The 18,435-nt window shown below is 64.1% G+C and carries 20 protein-coding genes; 10 read left to right on the forward strand and 10 right to left on the reverse strand.

All coding sequences use genetic code 11. The features are described 5' to 3' along the window. Positions 1-41: 41 nt before the first annotated feature. Positions 42-746, reverse strand: a complete 705-nt coding sequence (locus C2U70_RS21350) for a glutathione binding-like protein (RefSeq protein ID WP_140980427.1) — start codon at positions 744-746, stop codon at positions 42-44. A gap of 110 nt (positions 747-856) precedes the next feature. Between C2U70_RS21350 and C2U70_RS21355 the strand changes: the two genes are divergently transcribed. Together C2U70_RS21355 and C2U70_RS21360 are read left to right on the forward strand one after the other, a co-directional pair. Beyond that, complete coding sequence (locus tag C2U70_RS21355; protein WP_140980390.1) at positions 857-1,879, forward strand: methionine synthase; 1,023 nt, start codon at positions 857-859, stop codon at positions 1,877-1,879. Between the two features lie 11 nt (positions 1,880-1,890). Further along, positions 1,891-2,115, forward strand: coding sequence for a hypothetical protein (locus C2U70_RS21360; protein ID WP_140980391.1), 225 nt, complete (start codon positions 1,891-1,893; stop codon positions 2,113-2,115). Here the strand turns inward: C2U70_RS21360 and C2U70_RS21365 are convergent. From C2U70_RS21365 to C2U70_RS21375, 3 genes are all read right to left on the reverse strand, one after another. Further along, positions 2,112-2,729 carry a hypothetical protein gene (locus C2U70_RS21365; protein WP_140980392.1) on the reverse strand — a complete coding sequence of 206 codons (618 nt, stop codon included), beginning with the start codon at positions 2,727-2,729 and terminating at the stop codon, positions 2,112-2,114. The genes C2U70_RS21360 and C2U70_RS21365 overlap by 4 nt on opposite strands. A 169-nt stretch (positions 2,730-2,898) precedes the next feature. Further along, positions 2,899-3,417: a xanthine phosphoribosyltransferase gene (gene gpt, locus C2U70_RS21370; protein ID WP_140980393.1), complete on the reverse strand. Its 519-nt coding sequence runs from the start codon at positions 3,415-3,417 to the stop codon at positions 2,899-2,901. A gap of 38 nt (positions 3,418-3,455) precedes the next feature. Continuing rightward, positions 3,456-4,193: a competence/damage-inducible protein A gene (locus C2U70_RS21375; RefSeq protein ID WP_140980394.1), complete on the reverse strand. Its 738-nt coding sequence runs from the start codon at positions 4,191-4,193 to the stop codon at positions 3,456-3,458. 225 nt (positions 4,194-4,418) lie between these two features. On the opposite strand from C2U70_RS21375, the gene C2U70_RS21380 reads away from it, so the two are divergent. The 3 genes from C2U70_RS21380 to C2U70_RS21390 all read left to right on the forward strand — a co-directional run bounded on the left by C2U70_RS21380 (position 4,419) and on the right by C2U70_RS21390 (position 7,729). Next, on the forward strand, positions 4,419-5,837 hold the full coding sequence (locus C2U70_RS21380) for a circularly permuted type 2 ATP-grasp protein (protein WP_140980395.1): 1,419 nt from the start codon (positions 4,419-4,421) through the stop codon (positions 5,835-5,837). 4 nt (positions 5,838-5,841) lie between these two features. Then, positions 5,842-6,786: an alpha-E domain-containing protein gene (locus tag C2U70_RS21385; protein ID WP_140980396.1), complete on the forward strand. Its 945-nt coding sequence runs from the start codon at positions 5,842-5,844 to the stop codon at positions 6,784-6,786. A gap of 100 nt (positions 6,787-6,886) precedes the next feature. Beyond that, positions 6,887-7,729: a transglutaminase family protein gene (locus C2U70_RS21390; protein WP_140980397.1), complete on the forward strand. Its 843-nt coding sequence runs from the start codon at positions 6,887-6,889 to the stop codon at positions 7,727-7,729. 12 nt (positions 7,730-7,741) lie between these two features. On the opposite strand, the gene C2U70_RS21395 is transcribed toward C2U70_RS21390, so the two are convergent. After that, complete coding sequence (locus C2U70_RS21395; protein ID WP_140980398.1) at positions 7,742-8,125, reverse strand: SEL1-like repeat protein; 384 nt, start codon at positions 8,123-8,125, stop codon at positions 7,742-7,744. Positions 8,126-8,277: 152 nt separating this feature from the next. Between C2U70_RS21395 and C2U70_RS21400 the strand changes: the two genes are divergently transcribed. Both C2U70_RS21400 and C2U70_RS21405 read left to right on the forward strand, forming a co-directional pair. Then, the gene (locus tag C2U70_RS21400) at positions 8,278-9,036 is read left to right on the forward strand and encodes a proteasome-type protease (RefSeq protein ID WP_140980399.1); all 759 of its coding nucleotides are present in this window, start codon (positions 8,278-8,280) and stop codon (positions 9,034-9,036) included. Positions 9,037-9,059: 23 nt separating this feature from the next. Continuing rightward, entirely contained in the window at positions 9,060-9,821 is a 762-nt protein-coding gene (locus tag C2U70_RS21405; RefSeq protein WP_140980400.1) for an SDR family oxidoreductase, read from the forward strand. Positions 9,822-9,963: 142 nt separating this feature from the next. Here C2U70_RS21405 and C2U70_RS21410 read toward each other — a convergent pair whose 3' ends face one another. Further along, positions 9,964-11,181 carry an MFS transporter gene (locus tag C2U70_RS21410; protein ID WP_140980401.1) on the reverse strand — a complete coding sequence of 406 codons (1,218 nt, stop codon included), beginning with the start codon at positions 11,179-11,181 and terminating at the stop codon, positions 9,964-9,966. 160 nt (positions 11,182-11,341) lie between these two features. Between C2U70_RS21410 and C2U70_RS21415 the strand changes: the two genes are divergently transcribed. Next, entirely contained in the window at positions 11,342-12,592 is a 1,251-nt protein-coding gene (locus C2U70_RS21415) for a NupC/NupG family nucleoside CNT transporter (protein ID WP_140980402.1), read from the forward strand. A 125-nt stretch (positions 12,593-12,717) separates the two neighbouring features. On the opposite strand, the gene C2U70_RS21420 is transcribed toward C2U70_RS21415, so the two are convergent. From C2U70_RS21420 to C2U70_RS21430, 3 genes are all read right to left on the reverse strand, one after another. Next, entirely contained in the window at positions 12,718-13,932 is a 1,215-nt protein-coding gene (locus C2U70_RS21420; RefSeq protein ID WP_140980403.1) for a rhomboid family protein, read from the reverse strand. A gap of 296 nt (positions 13,933-14,228) precedes the next feature. Beyond that, entirely contained in the window at positions 14,229-14,780 is a 552-nt protein-coding gene (locus C2U70_RS21425; protein WP_140980404.1) for a cupin domain-containing protein, read from the reverse strand. 212 nt (positions 14,781-14,992) lie between these two features. Beyond that, positions 14,993-15,280 carry an usg protein gene (locus C2U70_RS21430; RefSeq protein WP_140980405.1) on the reverse strand — a complete coding sequence of 96 codons (288 nt, stop codon included), beginning with the start codon at positions 15,278-15,280 and terminating at the stop codon, positions 14,993-14,995. 386 nt (positions 15,281-15,666) lie between these two features. On the opposite strand from C2U70_RS21430, the gene C2U70_RS21435 reads away from it, so the two are divergent. Continuing rightward, positions 15,667-15,981 carry a co-chaperone GroES gene (locus C2U70_RS21435; RefSeq protein WP_027518760.1) on the forward strand — a complete coding sequence of 105 codons (315 nt, stop codon included), beginning with the start codon at positions 15,667-15,669 and terminating at the stop codon, positions 15,979-15,981. A 90-nt stretch (positions 15,982-16,071) separates the two neighbouring features. Next, the gene (groL, locus tag C2U70_RS21440) at positions 16,072-17,715 is read left to right on the forward strand and encodes a chaperonin GroEL (RefSeq protein ID WP_140980406.1); all 1,644 of its coding nucleotides are present in this window, start codon (positions 16,072-16,074) and stop codon (positions 17,713-17,715) included. A 374-nt stretch (positions 17,716-18,089) separates the two neighbouring features. Here the strand turns inward: groL and C2U70_RS21445 are convergent, their stop codons facing one another. Next, positions 18,090-18,377, reverse strand: a complete 288-nt coding sequence (locus C2U70_RS21445) for a GIY-YIG nuclease family protein (RefSeq protein WP_140980407.1) — start codon at positions 18,375-18,377, stop codon at positions 18,090-18,092. Between the last annotated feature and the right edge of the window lie 58 nt (positions 18,378-18,435).

Raw genomic sequence — 18,435 nt, forward strand, 5'->3', positions numbered from 1 at the left:
TCGCGACTTTGTCGCGCCCCGAAATGACGGGCAGCGTTAGCTTACTTCTTTCCCAACACTTCCTTCGCACGCTGACCGAACATGATCTTGCGTGATTCCTCGTCGAACGGTTCCTTGACGAATTTCCCGATTGCGAGCCCCGCCTGCACTTGCGGCCGGGCGCGCACGGCGGCGTACCAGCGCTTCACGCCTGGGTAGTCATCCAGCGTAAAGCCCTGCGCCTTGTGGGTCATGGTCCATGGGAAGCAGGCGATGTCGGCGATGGAATAGTCCTCGCCCGCGACATAGGCGCCGGTTTTTTCGAGTTGCCGGTCGAGCACGCCGTAGAGCCGCGCCGCCTCGTCGCGATAGCGCTCGATCGCGTAGGGAATTTTCTCGGCCGCATAGAGCGCAAAGTGGCCGTGCTGGCCGAGCATGGGACCGAGCCCGGCCATCTGCCACATCACCCACTGGATGGTGCGCGAGCGGCCGCGCAGATCGGCGGGCAGGAAGCGGCCGGTCTTCTCGGCGAGATAGATCAGGATGGCGCCGGTCTCGAACGCCGAGAACGGCTCGCCGCCATCGGCAGGCTCGTGATCGACGATTGCGGGAATCCGGTTGTTGGGGGAGACCGCCAGGAATTCGGGACGAAACTGTTCGCCGGTGCGGATGTTGACGGGAATGACCTGATAGGGGAGCCCGAGTTCCTCCAGCATGATCGAGATCTTCCAGCCGTTCGGCGTCGGCGCGTAGTAGAGATCGATCATGACCTTCCCTGTCGACATCGCCGGCTAAAAGCCCGACTTTTGTTGTTCTGTACCTCGACGTTAAGACATGGCAGGAAGGTGCGCAACGAGAACCGATGCGGGAGGCCGCCATGCTGTTTCCAACCACGATTGCCGGCTCCTTGCCGAAGCCGGAATGGCTCGCCGAGCCGAACATGCTCTGGGCGCCCTGGAAGGCGAAGGGCGAGGAGCTCTTGCGCGCCAAGCGCGACGCGACGCTGATCTGGTTGAAGATCCAGGAAGACGCCGGCATCGACATCGTCACCGAGGGCGAGCAGGCCCGGCAGCACTTCGTGCACGGTTTTCTCGAGAAGATCGACGGCATCGACTTCGCGCACAAGGTCGAGATGGGAATCCGAAAAGATCGCTACAAGGCGATGGTGCCGCAGGTCGTAGCACCCCTGCAGCTGAAGGAGCGTGTCCATGCGTTCGAGGCGCGCGTGACCCGGACGCACACCAAGCGGAAGGTCAAGTTCACCCTGCCCGGCCCGATGACCATCATCGACACCATCGCCGACCGCTACTATGGCGACCGCGTGAAGATGGCCTTTGCCTTCGCCGAGTTGTTGAACGCGGAGGCCAAGGCGTTGCAGGCCGACGGCGTCGATCTCATCCAGTTCGATGAGCCCGCCTTCAACGTCTACATGGACGAGGTCAACGACTGGGGCATCAAGGCGCTGGAGCGCGCCGCCGAGGGGCTGACCTGCGCCACCGCCGTGCACATCTGCTACGGCTACGGCATCAAGGCCAACACCGACTGGAAGGAAACGCTCGGCGCACAGTGGCGGCAGTATGAGCAGATATTCCCCGCGATCGACGCCAGCCCGATCCAGCAGGTCGCGATCGAATGCCGCAATTCCAAGGTGCCGCTCGATCTGCTCGCGCTGCTCAAGAACAAGATCGTGCAGGCCGGCGTGATCGACGTCGCGAGCGACACCGTCGAGACCGCCGAAGACGTCGTCAAGGTGATCGAGGACGTCGCAAAGTTCGTGCCCAAGAACAACATTACCGCCACGACCAATTGCGGCATGGCGCCGATGCGGCGGGATATCGCGGAAGCAAAACTGATGGCGCTCGGCACCGGCGCGGCATTGGCGCGCGAGAAGCTCAGGTGATGGCGACTGCGATGCGTGTTGCTTCCGTCATCTTCGTGCTGGGTGCATTCGTGCTGCCGGCCCGCGCGGAAGATCGCTCCGTGCTGGCCAACTGCAAGGCGATGGTGGAACGCGCCTCAAAAGACTCGAACGCGGCAAGCGAGGCCGAGCTCTCACGCTGCCGCCAGGTGATCCGCGAATGGGCGCTGCGCGATGCGCGGATGACTGTCGACGAACAGGGCCGGCCGCTGCGCTAGGCTGTGGCTGTCGGATGCAGCACCGGCTGGTAACCTGCAGCAAGAGCGCGTAGCGCGCTCGGTGGCGTCAGCAGTTTCGCTTCGGTGAGTTTGCGGTCGTCGACCGCATATCCTGCCGGCGACCACAGCAGCGCCTTTCCCCGCACGATCAGAAAACTCTCCTCACCCTGCTGCAGCATGGCGCCGTCAGGCAATTCGGCTGATGGCATCGGCAGCGCATGCAGCCGCTTCTGGCCGCGATCGAGCCGCTCGCCGTGCAGCACGGCATCCATCGCCTTCGCGCTGATCCCGCTCACGCCGTTGCCCTTCTCCCACGCCGCGCGAAAACGTTTTGCATCCTCGCGGCGGCAGAAGAAACAGGGACGATGGCCCGCGGCAAAGGCGGTGGCCTCGTCGAGGAAAAACAGCTCGGTCCAACTTCGCCGCGCCATCACCGGCCGTCGCCAGCCGCGGAATTCGCAGAGACATGTGATCCAGGCCGGCGTCGACCAACGCTTGTTCAGCAGCGTCTTCGTCGCTGGATCATGGATGATGCCGCGATTGCCGGTGAAGAGACCGCGATGCGGCGTTGCGATGATGTCGCCGGTGGGCGTGACGCGGTTTTGCAGGGGCATGGTGGTGCGGCTCTTCTCCCTGTCCCCGTTCTTACGGGGAGAGGGTCGGGGTGAGGGGCTGCATCCGCGAATACGGTGAGAGTCGGACTCGCGGAGAGTCCCCCTCACCCGGATCGCATCTTCGATGCAATCCGGCCTCTCCCCGCAAGCGGGGAGAGGCGAAGAAAGATCACGCCGCCCCGTCGCGGAGCGGCGGGTGGTAGGACAGCGCGGTGTCCCAGGGGAAGAAGATCCAGGTGTCCTGCGACACTTCGGTGATGAAGGTGTCGACCAGCGGACGGCCCTTCGGCTTGGCGTAGACGGTGGCGAAATGCGCATCGGGCAGCATCTCGCGCACCAGCTTGCCGGTCTTGCCGGTGTCGACAAGATCGTCGACGATCAACAGCCCCTTGCCGGTGCCGCCGCCGAGCTCCATCGCCGCGTCGGAGATACCTTTCAGGACCTGCAGCTCGCCCTGCTTGTCGTGGTCGTAGCTCGCGATGCAGACAGTATCGATGATGCGCACACCGAGCTCGCGCGCGACGATCGCCGCCGGCACCAGACCGCCGCGGGTGATGGCGATCACCGCGTGGAACGGGCCGACCTCGTTGAGCCGCCAGGTCAGCGCCCGACAATCGCGGTGGAACTGGTCCCACGAGACCGGAAAGGCCTTGCCCGCCCGTTCCTGCGCACTCAATTCACCGTTCATCCTTCTCTCCTGACAATCCCTTCGTCCGGCAGTCCGTGCTACCGAGTCACGTTCAATCCTGCCAGCATTTCCTTCACGGCGGCCATGGCGGCCGCGAGCTTCTCCGGATCGCGCGAGCGCACCACCAGATTGGTGTTCGGCTTCTGCTCCTCGTCCATGAAGGGATAACTGCCGATGATGGTGTCCGGATGGGCCTCGGCGATGGCCCGCAGGGGGCTGCCGATGTCGCCTTCCCGCGCGTTGGCGCGGACCGTGTCGGACAACATGCGGACGCCGGACTTCAGCTTTGGCGACACGATGTCCATCATCGCCTGCATGATCGAGGGAACACCGGCCATCACGATGACATTGCCGATCTTGAAGCCTGGGGCGAGGATGGTCGCGCTCTGGATCAGCTCGGCGCCGTCGGGGATGCGGGCCATGCGCAGGCGCGCCTCGTTGAGGTCCTGCTCGCTCCAGCGCTCGCGGAAGCGCGCCACCACTTCCGGGTGATGGTCGATGCCGACGCCAAAGGCCTTGGCCACGCTGTCGGCGGTGATGTCGTCATGGGTCGGCCCGATGCCGCCGGTCGTGAAGACGTAGGTGTAGCGCTTTCGCAGTGCATCCAAGGCGGCGATGATGTCGGCCTCGTCGTCGGAGACGACCCGGACTTCCTTGAGGTCGATGCCGATATTGGTCAGGTACTCGGCGATGAAGCCGATATTCTTGTCCTTGGTCCGGCCCGAGAGGATCTCGTCCCCGATCACCAGAATGCCCGCCGTGACGATCTCGCTCATAAACCCGTTCCTCAACCTGTGGCGCCAACTTTGCCGAGGTAACGCGTTGAAGTCACGCGCTTTTGCTGCCGAAATAAGCAGTCCTCAGCCATTTTTTCAGGCAGCTTTTCGCCCCGACAAGCCAAATGCCGTCAGTCCATGCATATCGCGCTGGCCCGGCCCTTGCTACCACCCCGATAAGTCATGCACTCTCCCCGCATGGCCACGGAGAACAAGTCGGGATCTATGGCAGTCGCGTTCGATGAGATGAACATTCCCGGGGGGGACCTCCGTCCCGCCTATCAGGAGCTGGCACGCTGGCTCAAGGAGACGCCTCCCGAGGCGCTCGAATATCGCCGTCAGGAGGCGGAGCTTCTATTCCGCCGCATCGGCATCACCTTCGCCGTCTATGGCGATGCCGAGGCGACCGAACGGCTGATCCCGTTCGATGTGATCCCCCGCATCATGTCCGGAAGCGAATGGGCGCTGCTGGAAAAGGGCCTGAAGCAGCGCGTCCGCGCGCTCAACATGTTCCTGCGCGACATTTATCACGGCCGCGAGGTGCTGCGCGCCGAGATCGTGCCCGACGACCTCATCTTCCAGAACCCCGTGTTCCGGCCCGAGATGAACGGCCAGCAGGTGCCGCACGACGTCTATGTGCACATCGCCGGCATCGACATCGTCCGGATCGACGCCAACGACTTCATCGTGCTGGAGGACAATGCGCGCACGCCGTCCGGCGTGTCCTACATGCTGGAAAACCGCGAGATCATGATGCGGCTGTTTCCGGACCTGTTCGCCCGCCACAGGGTGGCGCCGGTCGAGCGATATCCGGACGAGCTGCTCTCGGCGCTGCGTTCGGTCGCGCCGCAAGGCGCCTCGGGCGAGCCAACGGTCGCGCTGCTGACCCCCGGCGTCTACAACTCCGCCTATTACGAGCACTCCTTCCTCGCCGACAAGCTCGGCATCGAGCTCGTGGAAGGGCGGGATCTCATCGTCAAGAACAATGAAGTGTTCATGCGGACGACCGAGGGCGTGAAACGGGTCGACGTCATCTACCGCCGCGTCGACGACGATTTTCTCGATCCCCTCACCTTCCGTCCCGACTCCGTGCTCGGTGTGCCCGGCCTGATGTCGGCCTATGCGGCCGGCAACATCACGCTCGCGAACGCTGTCGGCACAGGAATCGCTGACGACAAGGCGATCTACTCCTACATGCCTGACATCGTGAAGTTCTACCTCGGCGAGGAGCCGATCCTGAAGAACGTGCCGACCTGGCGCTGCCGCGAGCCGAAGGATCTCGCCTATGTGCTCGACAATCTCGGCGAGCTCGTGGTGAAGGAAGTGCACGGCTCCGGCGGTTACGGCATGCTGATCGGGCCGGCCGCGACCAAAGCGACGATCGAGGCCTTCCGCGAGAAATTGAAGCGCGAACCGGAAGGTTTCATCGCACAGCCGACGCTGGCGCTCTCGACCTGCCCGACCTGCACGGCGTCGGGCCTTGCGCCACGCCATGTCGATCTTCGCCCCTTCGTGCTGACCGGCAGCAAGACCACCACCATCGTGCCCGGCGGCCTGACCCGTGTTGCGCTGAAGGAAGGTTCGCTCGTGGTCAATTCGAGCCAGGGCGGCGGCACCAAAGACACCTGGATACTGGACGAGTAGAGAGATGCTGTCGCGTACCGCCGAAAACCTCTACTGGCTCGCCCGCTATGTCGAACGCGCGGAATATCTCGCGCGCACCATCGACGCGACGCTGCGCGTCACCGCACTTCCCGCCGCCTATATCGGCAAGACCAACGAATGGGACTCGGCGCTTTTGACCGCCGGCGTCGCCGCGAGCTTCTATCAGAAGTATGAGGAAGCCAACGAGCACAATGTCGTCGACTACCTCTCGTTCTCGACGGACAACCCATCCTCGATCCGGAACTGCATCGAGGCGGCGCGGCTGAACTCGCGCTCGGTGCGCACGGCGCTGACGAGCGAGATGTGGGACACCATCAACTCGGCCTGGATCGAGTTGCAGGAGGTCTGGAGCAAGGGCACCTCGACGCGCGAGGATCTGGCAAAGTTTTTGCGCTTCGTGCAGGAGACCTCGCTGCGCTTCGACGGCTCGGCCTACCGGACCATGCTGCGCAACGACGCCTACTGGTTCTCGCGCCTCGGCCTGCACCTGGAGCGCGCCGACAACACTGCGCGCATTCTCGACGTGAAGTATCACGTGCTGCTTCCCGAGGAGGAGCATGTCGGCGGTCCGCTCGACTTCTATCAGTGGAGCTCGATCCTGCGCTCGGTGTCGGCGCTGACGGCCTATCACTGGGTCTACCGCGAGACGCTTAAACCGTGGCTGGTCGCGGATCTGCTCATCCTCAACGGCACGCTGCCGCGGTCGCTGGCGAGCTGCTACGACAATCTCGTGCGCAACCTCGACCAGATCGGCGTCGCCTATGGCCGCCAGGGCCCGGCCCAGCGCCACGCCCGCGGCATCCGCAACCGGCTCGAACACTCCAATATGAACGACATCTTCCAGCATGGCGTGCATGAATTCATTCAGGAATTCATCGCCGACAATTCCAGGCTGGGCGAAATCATCACGAAGCAGTATTTGATCTGACCCACACAGTCGTTCCGGAGCGCGCGCAGCGCGAACCCGGAACCTCGAGATTCCGGGTTCGGCTCTTCGAGCCGCCCCGGAATGACGGAATCGAGAAACCATGCGCCTGCGAATCCAGCACACCACCACCTATCGCTACGAGCCGCCGGCCACGAGCGTGATCCAGATCCTGCGCATGACACCCGGCAGCCATGACGGGCAGTATGTGGCGGAGTGGCAGATCGACGTCTCCACCGACACCAAGCTCGACATGCACGAGGACGCCTTCGGCAATGTGACGCATGTGCTGTCCTGCGGTCCCGTCGGCGACATCAAGATAACAGCCGAAGGCCTGATCGAGACCCACGACACCGGCGGCGTGCTGCGCGGCGCCGACGAGCGCTTTCCGGCCGGCATGTTTTTGCGCGCAACCGACCTGACCACGGTCAACCCGGCCATGGCGGCGTTTGCAAAGAGCCTGCGCGCCGAGGCCGAGAGCGACACGCTCGGCTTCCTGCATTCGCTGATGTCGCAGGTCAGCGAGCACATGACGTTCGACGAGGATCCGACACATAGCGGCACCTCGGCGGCGGAGGCGTTTTCGCTCAAGCGCGGCGTCTGCCAGGACTATGCGCATATCTTCATCGCCTGCGCGCGCAGCGCGGGCGTGCCGGCTCGCTTCGTCTCCGGCCACTTCTTGCGCTCCGACGGCACGGTGCATCAGGACGCGGGGCACGCCTGGGCGGAGGCGTTCGTGCCTGATCTCGGCTGGGTCGGCTTCGATCCCGCCAACTGTCTCTGCTCGACTGATGCCCATGTCCGCGTTGCGATCGGGCTCGATTATCTCGGCGCCGCTCCCGTGCGCGGCACCCGCTATGGCGGCGGTGCGGAGACGCTGACGGTGGCGGTCAAGGTCGATCAGGCCGGACGTTCCGGGCAGTCGCAATCGCAGTGGCAGGGGTGACGGCGCGAGCGTTCAATACTCGCAATTCCTGTAGTCCGAGGCTTCGCAGGCCTGCATCATCGCACGGGCCTGCGACAGGTCGTCCGCCGTCATGGTGGCTTCGACGGTTTTGAGCTCGACCTTGGCCTTTGCGTCGCCACGCGATGCAGCCAGCGTGAGCCACATGAAGGCGCGCGACGAGCTCTTCGCCACGCCCTGCCCGCGCTGATACATCGAGCCCAGCATCATCTGTGCCTTGGCGTTGCCGGCCTTGGCCATGCCGCGGAACACCTGGACCGCCGGCACGTAATCGCCGCGGTTATAGGCGGCCATGCCGTCCTCCCAGGGGCCGGCGTGCGCCACACCGGTCATGCAAATCGCCGCTGCAACCAAGCTGCCGACTACCCGCTTCCTCATTCCCAGCCCTCCTCCGCGATCGATTTCTAGCCGTTTGATACGGCGTGCGCCAAGGAAAGGTTTCACGGCCCGTTTGGGGAATTGGGGTTGGAGCGGCGGGCGAAATTGGCTAGTAATTTCCGCGTTCAAGATGGTGCGTTCGGGGACTGGACATGACCTATTGCTGCGGAATCCTGGTGCGAGAAGGCCTCGTCATGATCGCCGACACGCGGACCAATGCCGGGCTCGACAACGTCTCGACCTTTCGCAAGCTGCACATCTTCTCAAAACCCGGCGACCGCATCATGGCGATCGCCAGCGCCGGCAATCTCGCGATCAGCCAGTCGGTGCTGTCGACGCTGACCGAGGGCCTCGAAGACCCCGACACGGGCGACATCGAGACGCTGATGAACGCGCCGACCATGTTTCAGGCGGCGCAGCGCATCGGCCGCGCGATCCGCGCCGTGCATTCGACGGAGGCTGCCGCGCTGAAGGCCGAGGACATCAATTTCGACGTCTCCTTCCTGTTCGGCGGCCAGATCAAGGGCTCGCGGATGCGCCTGTTCATGGTCTATCCGGCCGGCAACTTCATCGAATGCACCACCGACACGCCTTACCTGCAGATCGGCGAGCACAAATACGGCAAGCCCGTGCTCGACCGCGCCATGCATTACGACATCGAGCTCTATGAGGCGCTGAAGACGAGCCTGATCTCGATGGACTCGACCATGCGCTCCAATCTCGGCGTCGGCCTGCCGATCGACGTGCTGGTCGCACGCACCGATGTCTGCGACGCCGATCTCAACCACCGCATCGAGGCGGGCGAGCCCTATTTCCACGATCTGCGCTCGCGCTGGTCGGCAGCGCTGCGCGCGGCCCATCAGAACATCCCGCGGCCGCCTTACAAGAACGACAAAGACTCCAAAACCTGACAAAACAGAAAAGGCAGGAAACGATGAGCGAAGCACAAAAGATCGCCGTGGTGACGGGCGCCGGCACGGGTGTCGGGCGCGCGGCCGCGCTTGCGCTGATGAATACCGGCTTCACGGTGGTGCTGGCGGGACGGCGGCTCGAGAAGCTGGAGGAGACCCAGAAGCTCGGCGACAATATCGGCAAGAGCCTCTGCGTGTCCGCCGACATGACCGACCCGGCTTCAATCGCCGCGCTGTTCGCCAAGGTGAAGGACACCTATGGCCGGTTAGATGTACTCTTCAACAATGCCGGCATGGGCGCCCCGCCCGTCAATTTCGAGGATCTTCCGCTCGAGACCTGGCAGGCTGTCGTGAACACCAACCTCACCGGTCCGTTCCTGTGCACCCAGCACGCCTTCCGCATCATGAAGGACCAGACCCCGCGCGGTGGCCGCATCATCAACAACGGCTCGATCTCGGCGCATGCGCCGCGGCCGTTCTCGGCGGCCTACACCTCGACCAAGCACGCGATCTCCGGCCTCACCCGCGCCAGCAATCTCGACGGCCGCGCCTATGACATCGCGGTCGGCCAGGTCGATATCGGCAATGCCGCAACCCCGATGACCGATCGCATGGTCGCCGGCCCCGGCGTGATGCAGGCGGACGGCACGATGAAGCACGAACCGCGCATGGACGCGAAGGCGGTCGGCGATGCGGTGGCCTACATGGCCGGCCTGCCGCTCGACGCCAACGTGCTGTTCATGACCGTCATGGCGACGAAGATGCCGTTTGTGGGGCGGGGCTGAACACCGATCTCGTGCCCCGGACGCAGCGCGGCATGAAATGACGCGCTGCTGAGCCGGGGCCCACCTTCTTCGTGGCAATCTGGGTCCCGGCTCTGCGGCGCACCGCAAACGCGCTGCACCGCGTCCGGGACACGAGACCGCCCTACTCCAACCGCTCCACTTTGCGCAGGCTGGGGAACAGCTTCATCCACAACAGCGCGATCGCAATGGTGCCGACGCCGCCGAGAACGGCGGCCGGCATCGCGCCGAACAATGCGGCCGTCAGACCGCTCTCGAACTGGCCGAGCTGGTTGGAGGCGTTGATGAAGAGGAAATTCACCGCGCCGACGCGGCCGCGCATCTCGTCGGGGGTGGCGAGCTGCACCAGCGAGAAGCGGATCACGACACTGATCGTATCGGCAGCACCGAGGATCGCGAGCGACAGCACGGACAGCCACATCCAGTGCGACAGCGCGAACACGACCGTCGCGATGCCGAACACGATTACCGCCTGGAACATCCGCAATCCGACGCGCCGGTTGATCGCGTGCCGCGCCAGCACCATGGTCATGAGGAGCGCGCCGACTGCCGGTGCGGCGCGCAGGATGCCGAGGCCCATCGGACCGGTCTGCAGGATATCGCGGGCATAGATCGGCAGCAGCGCGGTGACACCGCCGAGCAGAACCGCGAACAAATCGAGCGAAATGGTGCCGAGGATCGCAGGATTGCTGCGGATGAAGCGTACGCCGGCGTAGATGTCGTCATCCGCCGCCTTTGCGATCGCCTGCGGCCGCGGCCGGATCACACCGGTGAAGACCATGCCAAAAATCCAGAACAGCACCATGATGCCGTAGGCGAAGTGCGGCGCGATCGCGTAGGCGAAGCCGCCGAGCGCGGGTCCCGTGATGGTCGCGATCTGCGCCGCGCCGCTGGAGACCGCGGTCGCGCGCTGCAGCGAGCCTTCCGGGGCGATCAGCGGCAGCAGCGCAGCCGTGGTCGGGCTTTCGAAGGCGCCGGCAATGCCGAGCACGAAGGTCGCGACAAAGATCTGCACCTCGCCGACCGCGCCGTACCAGGTGCTGACCGCGAGGTAGAGCGCGGTCAGGGCTTCCGCGAGCTGGCAGAGCTGCACCACGCGCTTGCGTTCGTAACGGTCGGCGGCGTGGCCGGCGACGAACACCAGCAGCGCGGTGGGCAGGAATTGCACGAGGCCGACCATGCCGAGCGCAAAGGCGCTGCCGGTGAGGTCGTAGATCTGCCAGCCGATGGCGACCGCCGCGATCTGGCTGGAAAAGCGTGACAGGCTGCGCGAGAGCAGGAAGAACAGGAACGCCCGGTGCTTGAGGAGTACGCCGGCGCTGACCGGCGGGGTGGCGGACATCGACTGCTCTGTTGCTTGGTGGCCTGAAGGCCCGAAGGGGTCGAATTCATCGCGTGACTGAGCCGGTCGCGCTTGTCAACAACGGGGCACCCCGGCTGCGCCCACGGCATTGCCTTTGCAACGTGCTCACTGCCATAATCACTGGGGGATTGGGGACATCATGCTGCGGTTGCAATCGGCACTCGGCATTTTCGCATTGCTGCTGATCGCGTGGGCGCTCGCGGAGAACCGCCGCGCGGTCTCGCTGCGGCAGGCGGCCATCGGGCTCGTCGCGACGTTCGCGACGGCCGTGGTCCTGCTCAAGCTGCCGATCGTCGCGCATGCCTTTGGTGCCATCAACGACGCGGTCGGCGCGATCTCGCAGGCCTCGCGCGCGGGCAGCGCCTTCGTGTTCGGCTATGTCGGCGGCGGCCCCCTGCCCTTCGAGTTGAAGGTGCCGGGCGCGGATTTCATCCTGGCCTTCCAGGCGCTGCCGATCGTGCTGGTCATGAGCGTGCTGACGACGCTCTTGTTCTATTGGCGGGTGCTGCCGCCGATCGTGCGCGGCATGGCGTGGCTACTCGAACGCACGCTCGGCGTCGGCGGCGCGGTGGGCCTATCGACCGCCGCAAACATCTTCCTCGGCATGGTCGAGGCGCCGCTGTTCGTGCGGCCTTACCTTACGCAGATGACGCGCAGCGAATTGTTCCTGGTGATGACCGGCGGCATGGCCGGCATCGCCGGCACCGTGCTGGTGCTCTACGCGACGTTCCTCGCCCCGCTGATCCCCGATGCGGCCGCGCATTTCGTCATCGCCTCGGTGCTGGGCGCGCCGGCCGCGATCCTCGTCAGCCTGATCATGGTGCCCGAAACCTTAGACAAGCGTACCGGCGGCAGACTGGAAGATCCCGAGATGCATGCCTCCGGCACGATGGACGCGATCGTCAAGGGCACCTCAGCCGGGCTCGAACTGCTGCTCAACATCGTCGCGATGCTGCTAGTGCTGGTGGCGCTGGTCTATCTCGTCAACGCCGTGCTCGGCCTGCTGCCCAATGTCGGCGGCGCCGCGATCTCGCTGCAACGGATCCTCGGCCTCGTGATGGCGCCGGTGTGCTGGCTGATGGGCCTGCCCTGGGACCAGGCTGTCACCGCCGGCAGCCTGATGGGCACCAAGACCGTGCTCAACGAGCTGATCGCCTATGTCGACCTGTCAAAGCTCGCGCCCGACGCGCTCGATGCGCGGTCGCGGCTGATCATGCTCTATGCGATGTGCGGCTTTGCCAACTTCGCCAGCCTCGGCATCATGATCGGCGGGCTCGGCGTGATGGCGCCGGAGCGGCGCGAGGAGATCAACGCGCTCGGGCTGAAGTCGATCGTGTCGGGGACGCTGACGACGTGTTTGATGGGGGCGGTGGTGGGGGTGTTGACGTAACTCGTCATTCCGGGGCGCGGCGAAGGCGCGAGCCCGGAATCCATCGGGCCACAGGACACGCGGGGAAATGGATTCCGGGTTCGCGCCAAGAGGCGCGCCCCGGAATGACGGCGGAGAGGTTCTGCTCACCCGCACAATTTCGACTTCTCCAAGATGCGATTCGCCTTGCCCTGCCGGGCGCGGCAGGCTTCAGCTGCCATGGCCTTCGCCTCGCTCTCCCGCTTCTGCGCGAGCAGCAACTCCGCCAGCACGGCTTGCGCCGCGGTGCGCGCCGGTCCGCCCGCGACATCGGACGCGGCGAGCGACATCACCGTTCGCAATTCCGTCTCGGCGGAACCGAGGCTCTTTTGTTCAAGGAAGAAGATCGCGCGGAACAGATGAGCCCGCGGGTCTTTCGGGTAGCGGGTGACGAGATCGAGAGACCTGCTGGCCATCTCGCGGGCATTCGCCGGCTGCTCCGACGCGCGGATATAGTGCGCGGCATCGGCCATGTACGCCGAATAATGTGCAACGGCGAAGCCGGCGCAGATCAGAGATCCGACAAATCCCGCAAGCAACGTCACGCCGGCGCTCCGCGGCAGGCTGTCATAGGACCAGAAGGCAAGCCACGGCATGATGGCAATCGCGCCGCCGGCCAGCGCACCGCCTGCGTGGGCATAATAGTCGGTGTTGCCCGAGGCGCCAAAGGCCAGCGGCAACAGCGCGGGAATGCCGAAGAAAAGCGACGTCTTCAGTCGCGAGATGGTTTGATCGGCGTCCGCCTCGGGATCGAAGCTCGCGACGAACAGCGCGGCGATGAGCCCTGTAATGGCGCCGGATGCACCGACGCCCGGCATGCCCGGCGCATTGCCCAGCAGCGAGCCGGCCTCGCCGGCGAGCGCACTGGCCACGAAGATCAGCGAAAACAAGCGACGGCCGATCAGAGGCTCCAGCCTGACGCCGACGATGAACAGCGCAACGCAGTTGCCGATCAGGTGCGAGTTGCTGCCATGCAGAAGCGGCGCAAGCCCAAGCCGCCACCACTCGCCCTTGACGACGACCAGATCGTAGCTGGACGCGCCATACGCGATCAGCGAGCGGACATCGAGCGAGCCGTCCCGCCCGATGCTGATCGCCAGGTTGCGTTCCAGGGCGAAGATCAGGATCAGAAGAAAGATCAGGCCGATGGTGAGGAAAGGAATATCGGAGAGAAGCTTGTTGCCGCGAAACAGCGTCTCCTCATCGGATACGGGCTGATCGTTGTCGCGCACGACCGCCGGCGCGATCGGTGCGGCGGCGGGTTGAAACGAAGCTCTTGAAGGTGGCGCCACGGCGCCGCGTCGGCCGAAAGTCGTCGCCATGAAGGCATGTCTCGCGTTTTCACAGCCCTGAGTTGACGCGAGGAAAATTTTCGACTGGTTAGCGCCCGCGATTCACTCGGCTGAAATCGCGCGACGGGTAACTGCCCGGTTTCGCGGATCGAACGCATTTGAACGATTGGCTCAGCCCGTCATTCCGGGGCGCGACGAAGTCGCGAGCCCGGAATCCATTGGGCCTCAGTACACGTGGAGAAATGGATTCCGGGCTCGCGCCAAGGGGCGCGCCCCGGAATGACGACGGAGAAGGTGTCTGGCGCTGCAGAATGACGGCGTAGGGCCTACGCCTTCAGCTCCACCGTCTTGAACTCCGCCGGCAAGATCACTTCCAGCAGTTCGACGTCGTCGGAATAGTCCAAAATCATGTGCTTGATTTTCGGCGGCTGGGTCCAGGCGCTGCCTTCCTTCATCATCGTCTCGCCCTGGCCGTCCATGTAGGTCTTCACCCAGCCCTTGAGCACATAGACCATCTGGAATTCGACGTCGTGGAAGTGCAGCTTCGAGACCTCGTCCGGGTTGCAGGGGCCTTGGAGCCGGATGACGTGCGCTTGCGCGAGGCCGTGGGTCGCATCTGAGATGCCGAGGTCGCGATATCTGGCGTAGGCGCGCAGGCCGTCGGACTTGAAGTCCTCTTCGCGATGATGGCTGACGGCGATGCGCTGCTTCGGGCGTGCCGGTTTTTTGACGGATGATTTTGCGGCCGTCGCGCGCGCCTTCGACTTCACCGCTTTCCGTGCAGACGGACGGGCAGCGGTCTTGTTGCCGCTCCACTTCTTCTTCACAGCAGACTGAGCTGCGCTGCGCGATGTCGGCTTTTTGGTCTTCTTGGCCATTGGGCTCGTGCCTCCCGTTCTTGTTGTGGCGGGACGCTAGCACAGAATTTGGAATCTGTAGGGTGGGTTAGCACCGCGGCTGCGCGAAGCGCAGTCCGCTGGCGTAACCCACCTCTTTTCTCTCCGCGTCAACAGAAGTGGTGGGTTACGCCTCGCGAGCTGCGCTTCGCGCAGTCGCAAGGCTAACCCACCCTACAGCACCGCGCGTGATGTCAGTGCAATCTGAACACGCCGTCGACGGCGCGGAGCTCGGCCGGCTTGATCAGCTTGGAATGCGCCACCGTCACCGAGAACAAGGGGCCGTCGAGCTTGCTCTGCCAGAAGGCGAGGAAGTCGCTCAGCGCCGGGAATTTCGGAAACATGTCGTAGTTCTGCCAGACATAGGTCTGAAGCAGCGACGGGTGATCCGGCATCCGATAGAGGATCTGCGCCGTCGTCAGCCCGTAACCCAGCATCTGTTTCCGGAAGTCCTCGGAAACGCCCCCAACCCGCAGTCCCATGCCAACCTCCTTTGCAGGAGCGCATTTTTGGGGGTGGCTTGGTCCGTGCCCCGGGGAGCCACCCGGAAACGATGCGCTCACTGACGAGAAATGTGACGCAAACTGACAATTCATCTCAAGCCCAAAAGTTTAACAAGTTGTTGAAATTCAAAGCGTTAGCAGCAGAGGCGGCACCGTGCTAATACGGGCCGGCGCCGCCTTCCACCCCCATTAACGATGGTAAACATTTCTGGCAGGCGGCGCTTTTGAGTGCTGATTTTTCTGCTAGAAGCCCTTGCTCCCGCAAAAATCCTGTCCTATCTCAGCTTCGCCGGCGCTGGCACTCGCGGGCGCCGATTGCTAACACTCGAAAAAATCCAAACCGTGCAACTGCTTAGGAGGACTGCATGAAATTCCGTCCGCTTCACGACCGCGTCGTGGTCAAGCGCATCGACGCAGAAGAGAAGACCGCTGGCGGCATCATCATTCCCGACACTGCCAAGGAAAAGCCCTCGCAGGGCGAAATCGTCGCCGTCGGCCCGGGTGGCCGCGACGAGGCCGGCAAGCTGATCCCGATCGATCTCAAGGTCGGCGACCGCGTGCTGTTCGGCAAGTGGTCCGGCACCGAGGTCAAGATCGACAATGTCGACCTCTTGATCATGAAGGAAAGCGACATCATGGGCGTCCTCGACGTCCCCGCTTCCAAGAAGAAAGCCGCCTAATCCAACGCTCGCACCGCTCACCCCTGAGGAGCGCCTGCCGGGCGCTCTCGCCAAGGGTGAGACAGACGTAAAAACTCAGGGAAACCCAATATGTCAGCAAAAGAAGTGAAATTCGGCGTCGACGCGCGCGACCGTATGCTGCGCGGCGTCGAGATCCTCGCCAATGCCGTTAAGGTCACGCTCGGTCCGAAGGGCCGCAACGTCGTCCTCGACAAGTCGTTCGGCGCTCCCCGCATCACCAAGGACGGCGTCACCGTCGCCAAGGAGATCGAGCTCGAGGACAAGTTCGAGAACATGGGCGCGCAGATGGTGCGCGAAGTCGCCTCCAAGTCCGCTGACGCGGCCGGCGACGGCACCACCACCGCGACCGTGCTCGCTGCCGCGATCGTTCGCGAAGGCGCCAAGGCGGTTGCCGCCGGCATGAACCCGATGGACCTCAAGCGCGGTATCGACCTCGCCGTCGACGCCGTCGTGGCGGACCTCGAGAAGAACACCAAGAAGGTCACGTCGAACGACGAGATCGCCCAGGTCGGCACCATCTCGGCCAACGGCGACGCGGAGATCGGCAAGTTCCTCGCCGACGCCATGAAGAAGGTCGGCAACGAGGGTGTCATCACCGTCGAGGAAGCCAAGTCGCTCGAGACCGAGCTCGACGTCGTCGAGGGCATGCAGTTCGACCGCGGCTACATCTCGCCCTACTTCGTCACCAACGCCGACAAGATGCGCGTCGAGATGGACGACGCCTACATCCTCATCAACGAGAAGAAGCTCTCCTCGCTGAACGAGCTGCTGCCGCTGCTCGAGGCCGTGGTGCAGACCGGCAAGCCGCTGGTGATCATCGCCGAGGACGTCGAAGGCGAGGCTCTGGCCACGCTCGTCGTCAACCGTCTGCGCGGCGGTCTGAAGGTCGCGGCCGTCAAGGCTCCGGGCTTCGGCGATCGCCGCAAGGCCATGCTGCAGGACATCGCGATCCTGACCGGCGGTCAGTGCATCTCGGAAGACCTCGGCATCAAGCTCGAGAACGTCACGCTCAACATGCTCGGTCGCGCCAAGAAGGTGATGATCGACAAGGAGAACACCACGATCGTCAACGGCGTCGGCAAGAAGGCGGACATCGAGGCGCGCGTGGCCCAGATCAAGGCGCAGATCGAGGAGACCACCTCGGACTACGACCGTGAGAAGCTCCAGGAGCGTCTCGCCAAGCTCGCGGGCGGCGTCGCGGTGATCCGCGTCGGCGGCGCGACCGAGGTCGAGGTGAAGGAGCGCAAGGATCGCGTTGATGACGCGATGCATGCGACCCGCGCGGCGGTCGAGGAAGGCATCCTGCCGGGCGGCGGCGTCGCCCTGCTCCGCGCTTCCGAGAAGCTGAAGAGCGTCCGCACCCAGAACGACGACCAGAAGACCGGCGTCGAGATCGTGCGCAAGGCGCTGTCCGCGCCGGCCCGCCAGATCGCGATCAACGCGGGTGAAGATGGTTCGGTCATCGTCGGCAAGATCCTCGAGAAGGATCAGTACGCCTATGGCTTCGACTCCCAGAGCGGCGAGTACGTCAACCTCGTCTCCAAGGGCATCATCGACCCGACCAAGGTCGTGCGCACCGCGATCCAGAACGCTGCCTCCGTGGCCGCGCTGCTGATCACCACCGAAGCCATGGTCGCCGAGCTGCCGAAGAAGAACGCTCCGGCCGGCGGCGGCATGCCTCCGGGCGGCGGCATGGGCGGCATGGACTTCTAAGTCGACGAAGTCGTCCCGGACGCGGTGCAGCGCGCAGCGGTGCACCGCAGATCCGGGATCTCGCTCAGGCGAACAGACATGCGAAACCCCGGCAGCGATGCCGGGGTTTTTGTTTAGGCATTCGTCATTCCGGGGCGCGCCTCTTGGCGCGAGCCCGGAATCCATAACCACGAACGTCAGCTGGATTTTCCGCTGCAGAACCCGCCTGGTTTGCAAGGATGCCGACGCAGCGCGCCACTTCCGACGGCCTGTGGTTATGGATTCCGGGCTCGGCGCTTCGCACCGCCCCGGAATGACGGGCTGAGGGACTGCCACCCCCTCGTCATTCCGGGGCGCGCCTCTTGGCGCGAGCCCGGAATCCATAACCACGAACGCTAGTTGGCGATCCCGCTATAGAGATCGTCCCAATTTGGGTTCTGCTCCTCAATGAGCCGGGTCTTCCAATCGCGCCGCCACTTCTTGAGCTCTTTCTCGCGGGCGATCGCAGTCGCGGCGTCCTCGTAGATTTCGAACAGGACCAGTCTGTCGACGCCGTATTTGGTCGTGAAGTCGGGCACGGCCTTGGTCTTGTGCTCATACACTCGGCGGACGAGATCACTGGTCACGCCGATGTAGAGTGTGCCGTGCTTCTTGCTGGCGAGGATGTAGACGTAGTAGGCCATTCCAACCGCCTGGGGTTATGGATTCCGGGCTCGCGACTTCGTCGCGCCCCGGAATGAC

It is taken from the genome of Bradyrhizobium guangdongense (genome assembly GCF_006483445.1).
GTDB classification, from domain to species: Bacteria; Pseudomonadota; Alphaproteobacteria; order Rhizobiales; family Xanthobacteraceae; genus Bradyrhizobium; species Bradyrhizobium guangdongense_A.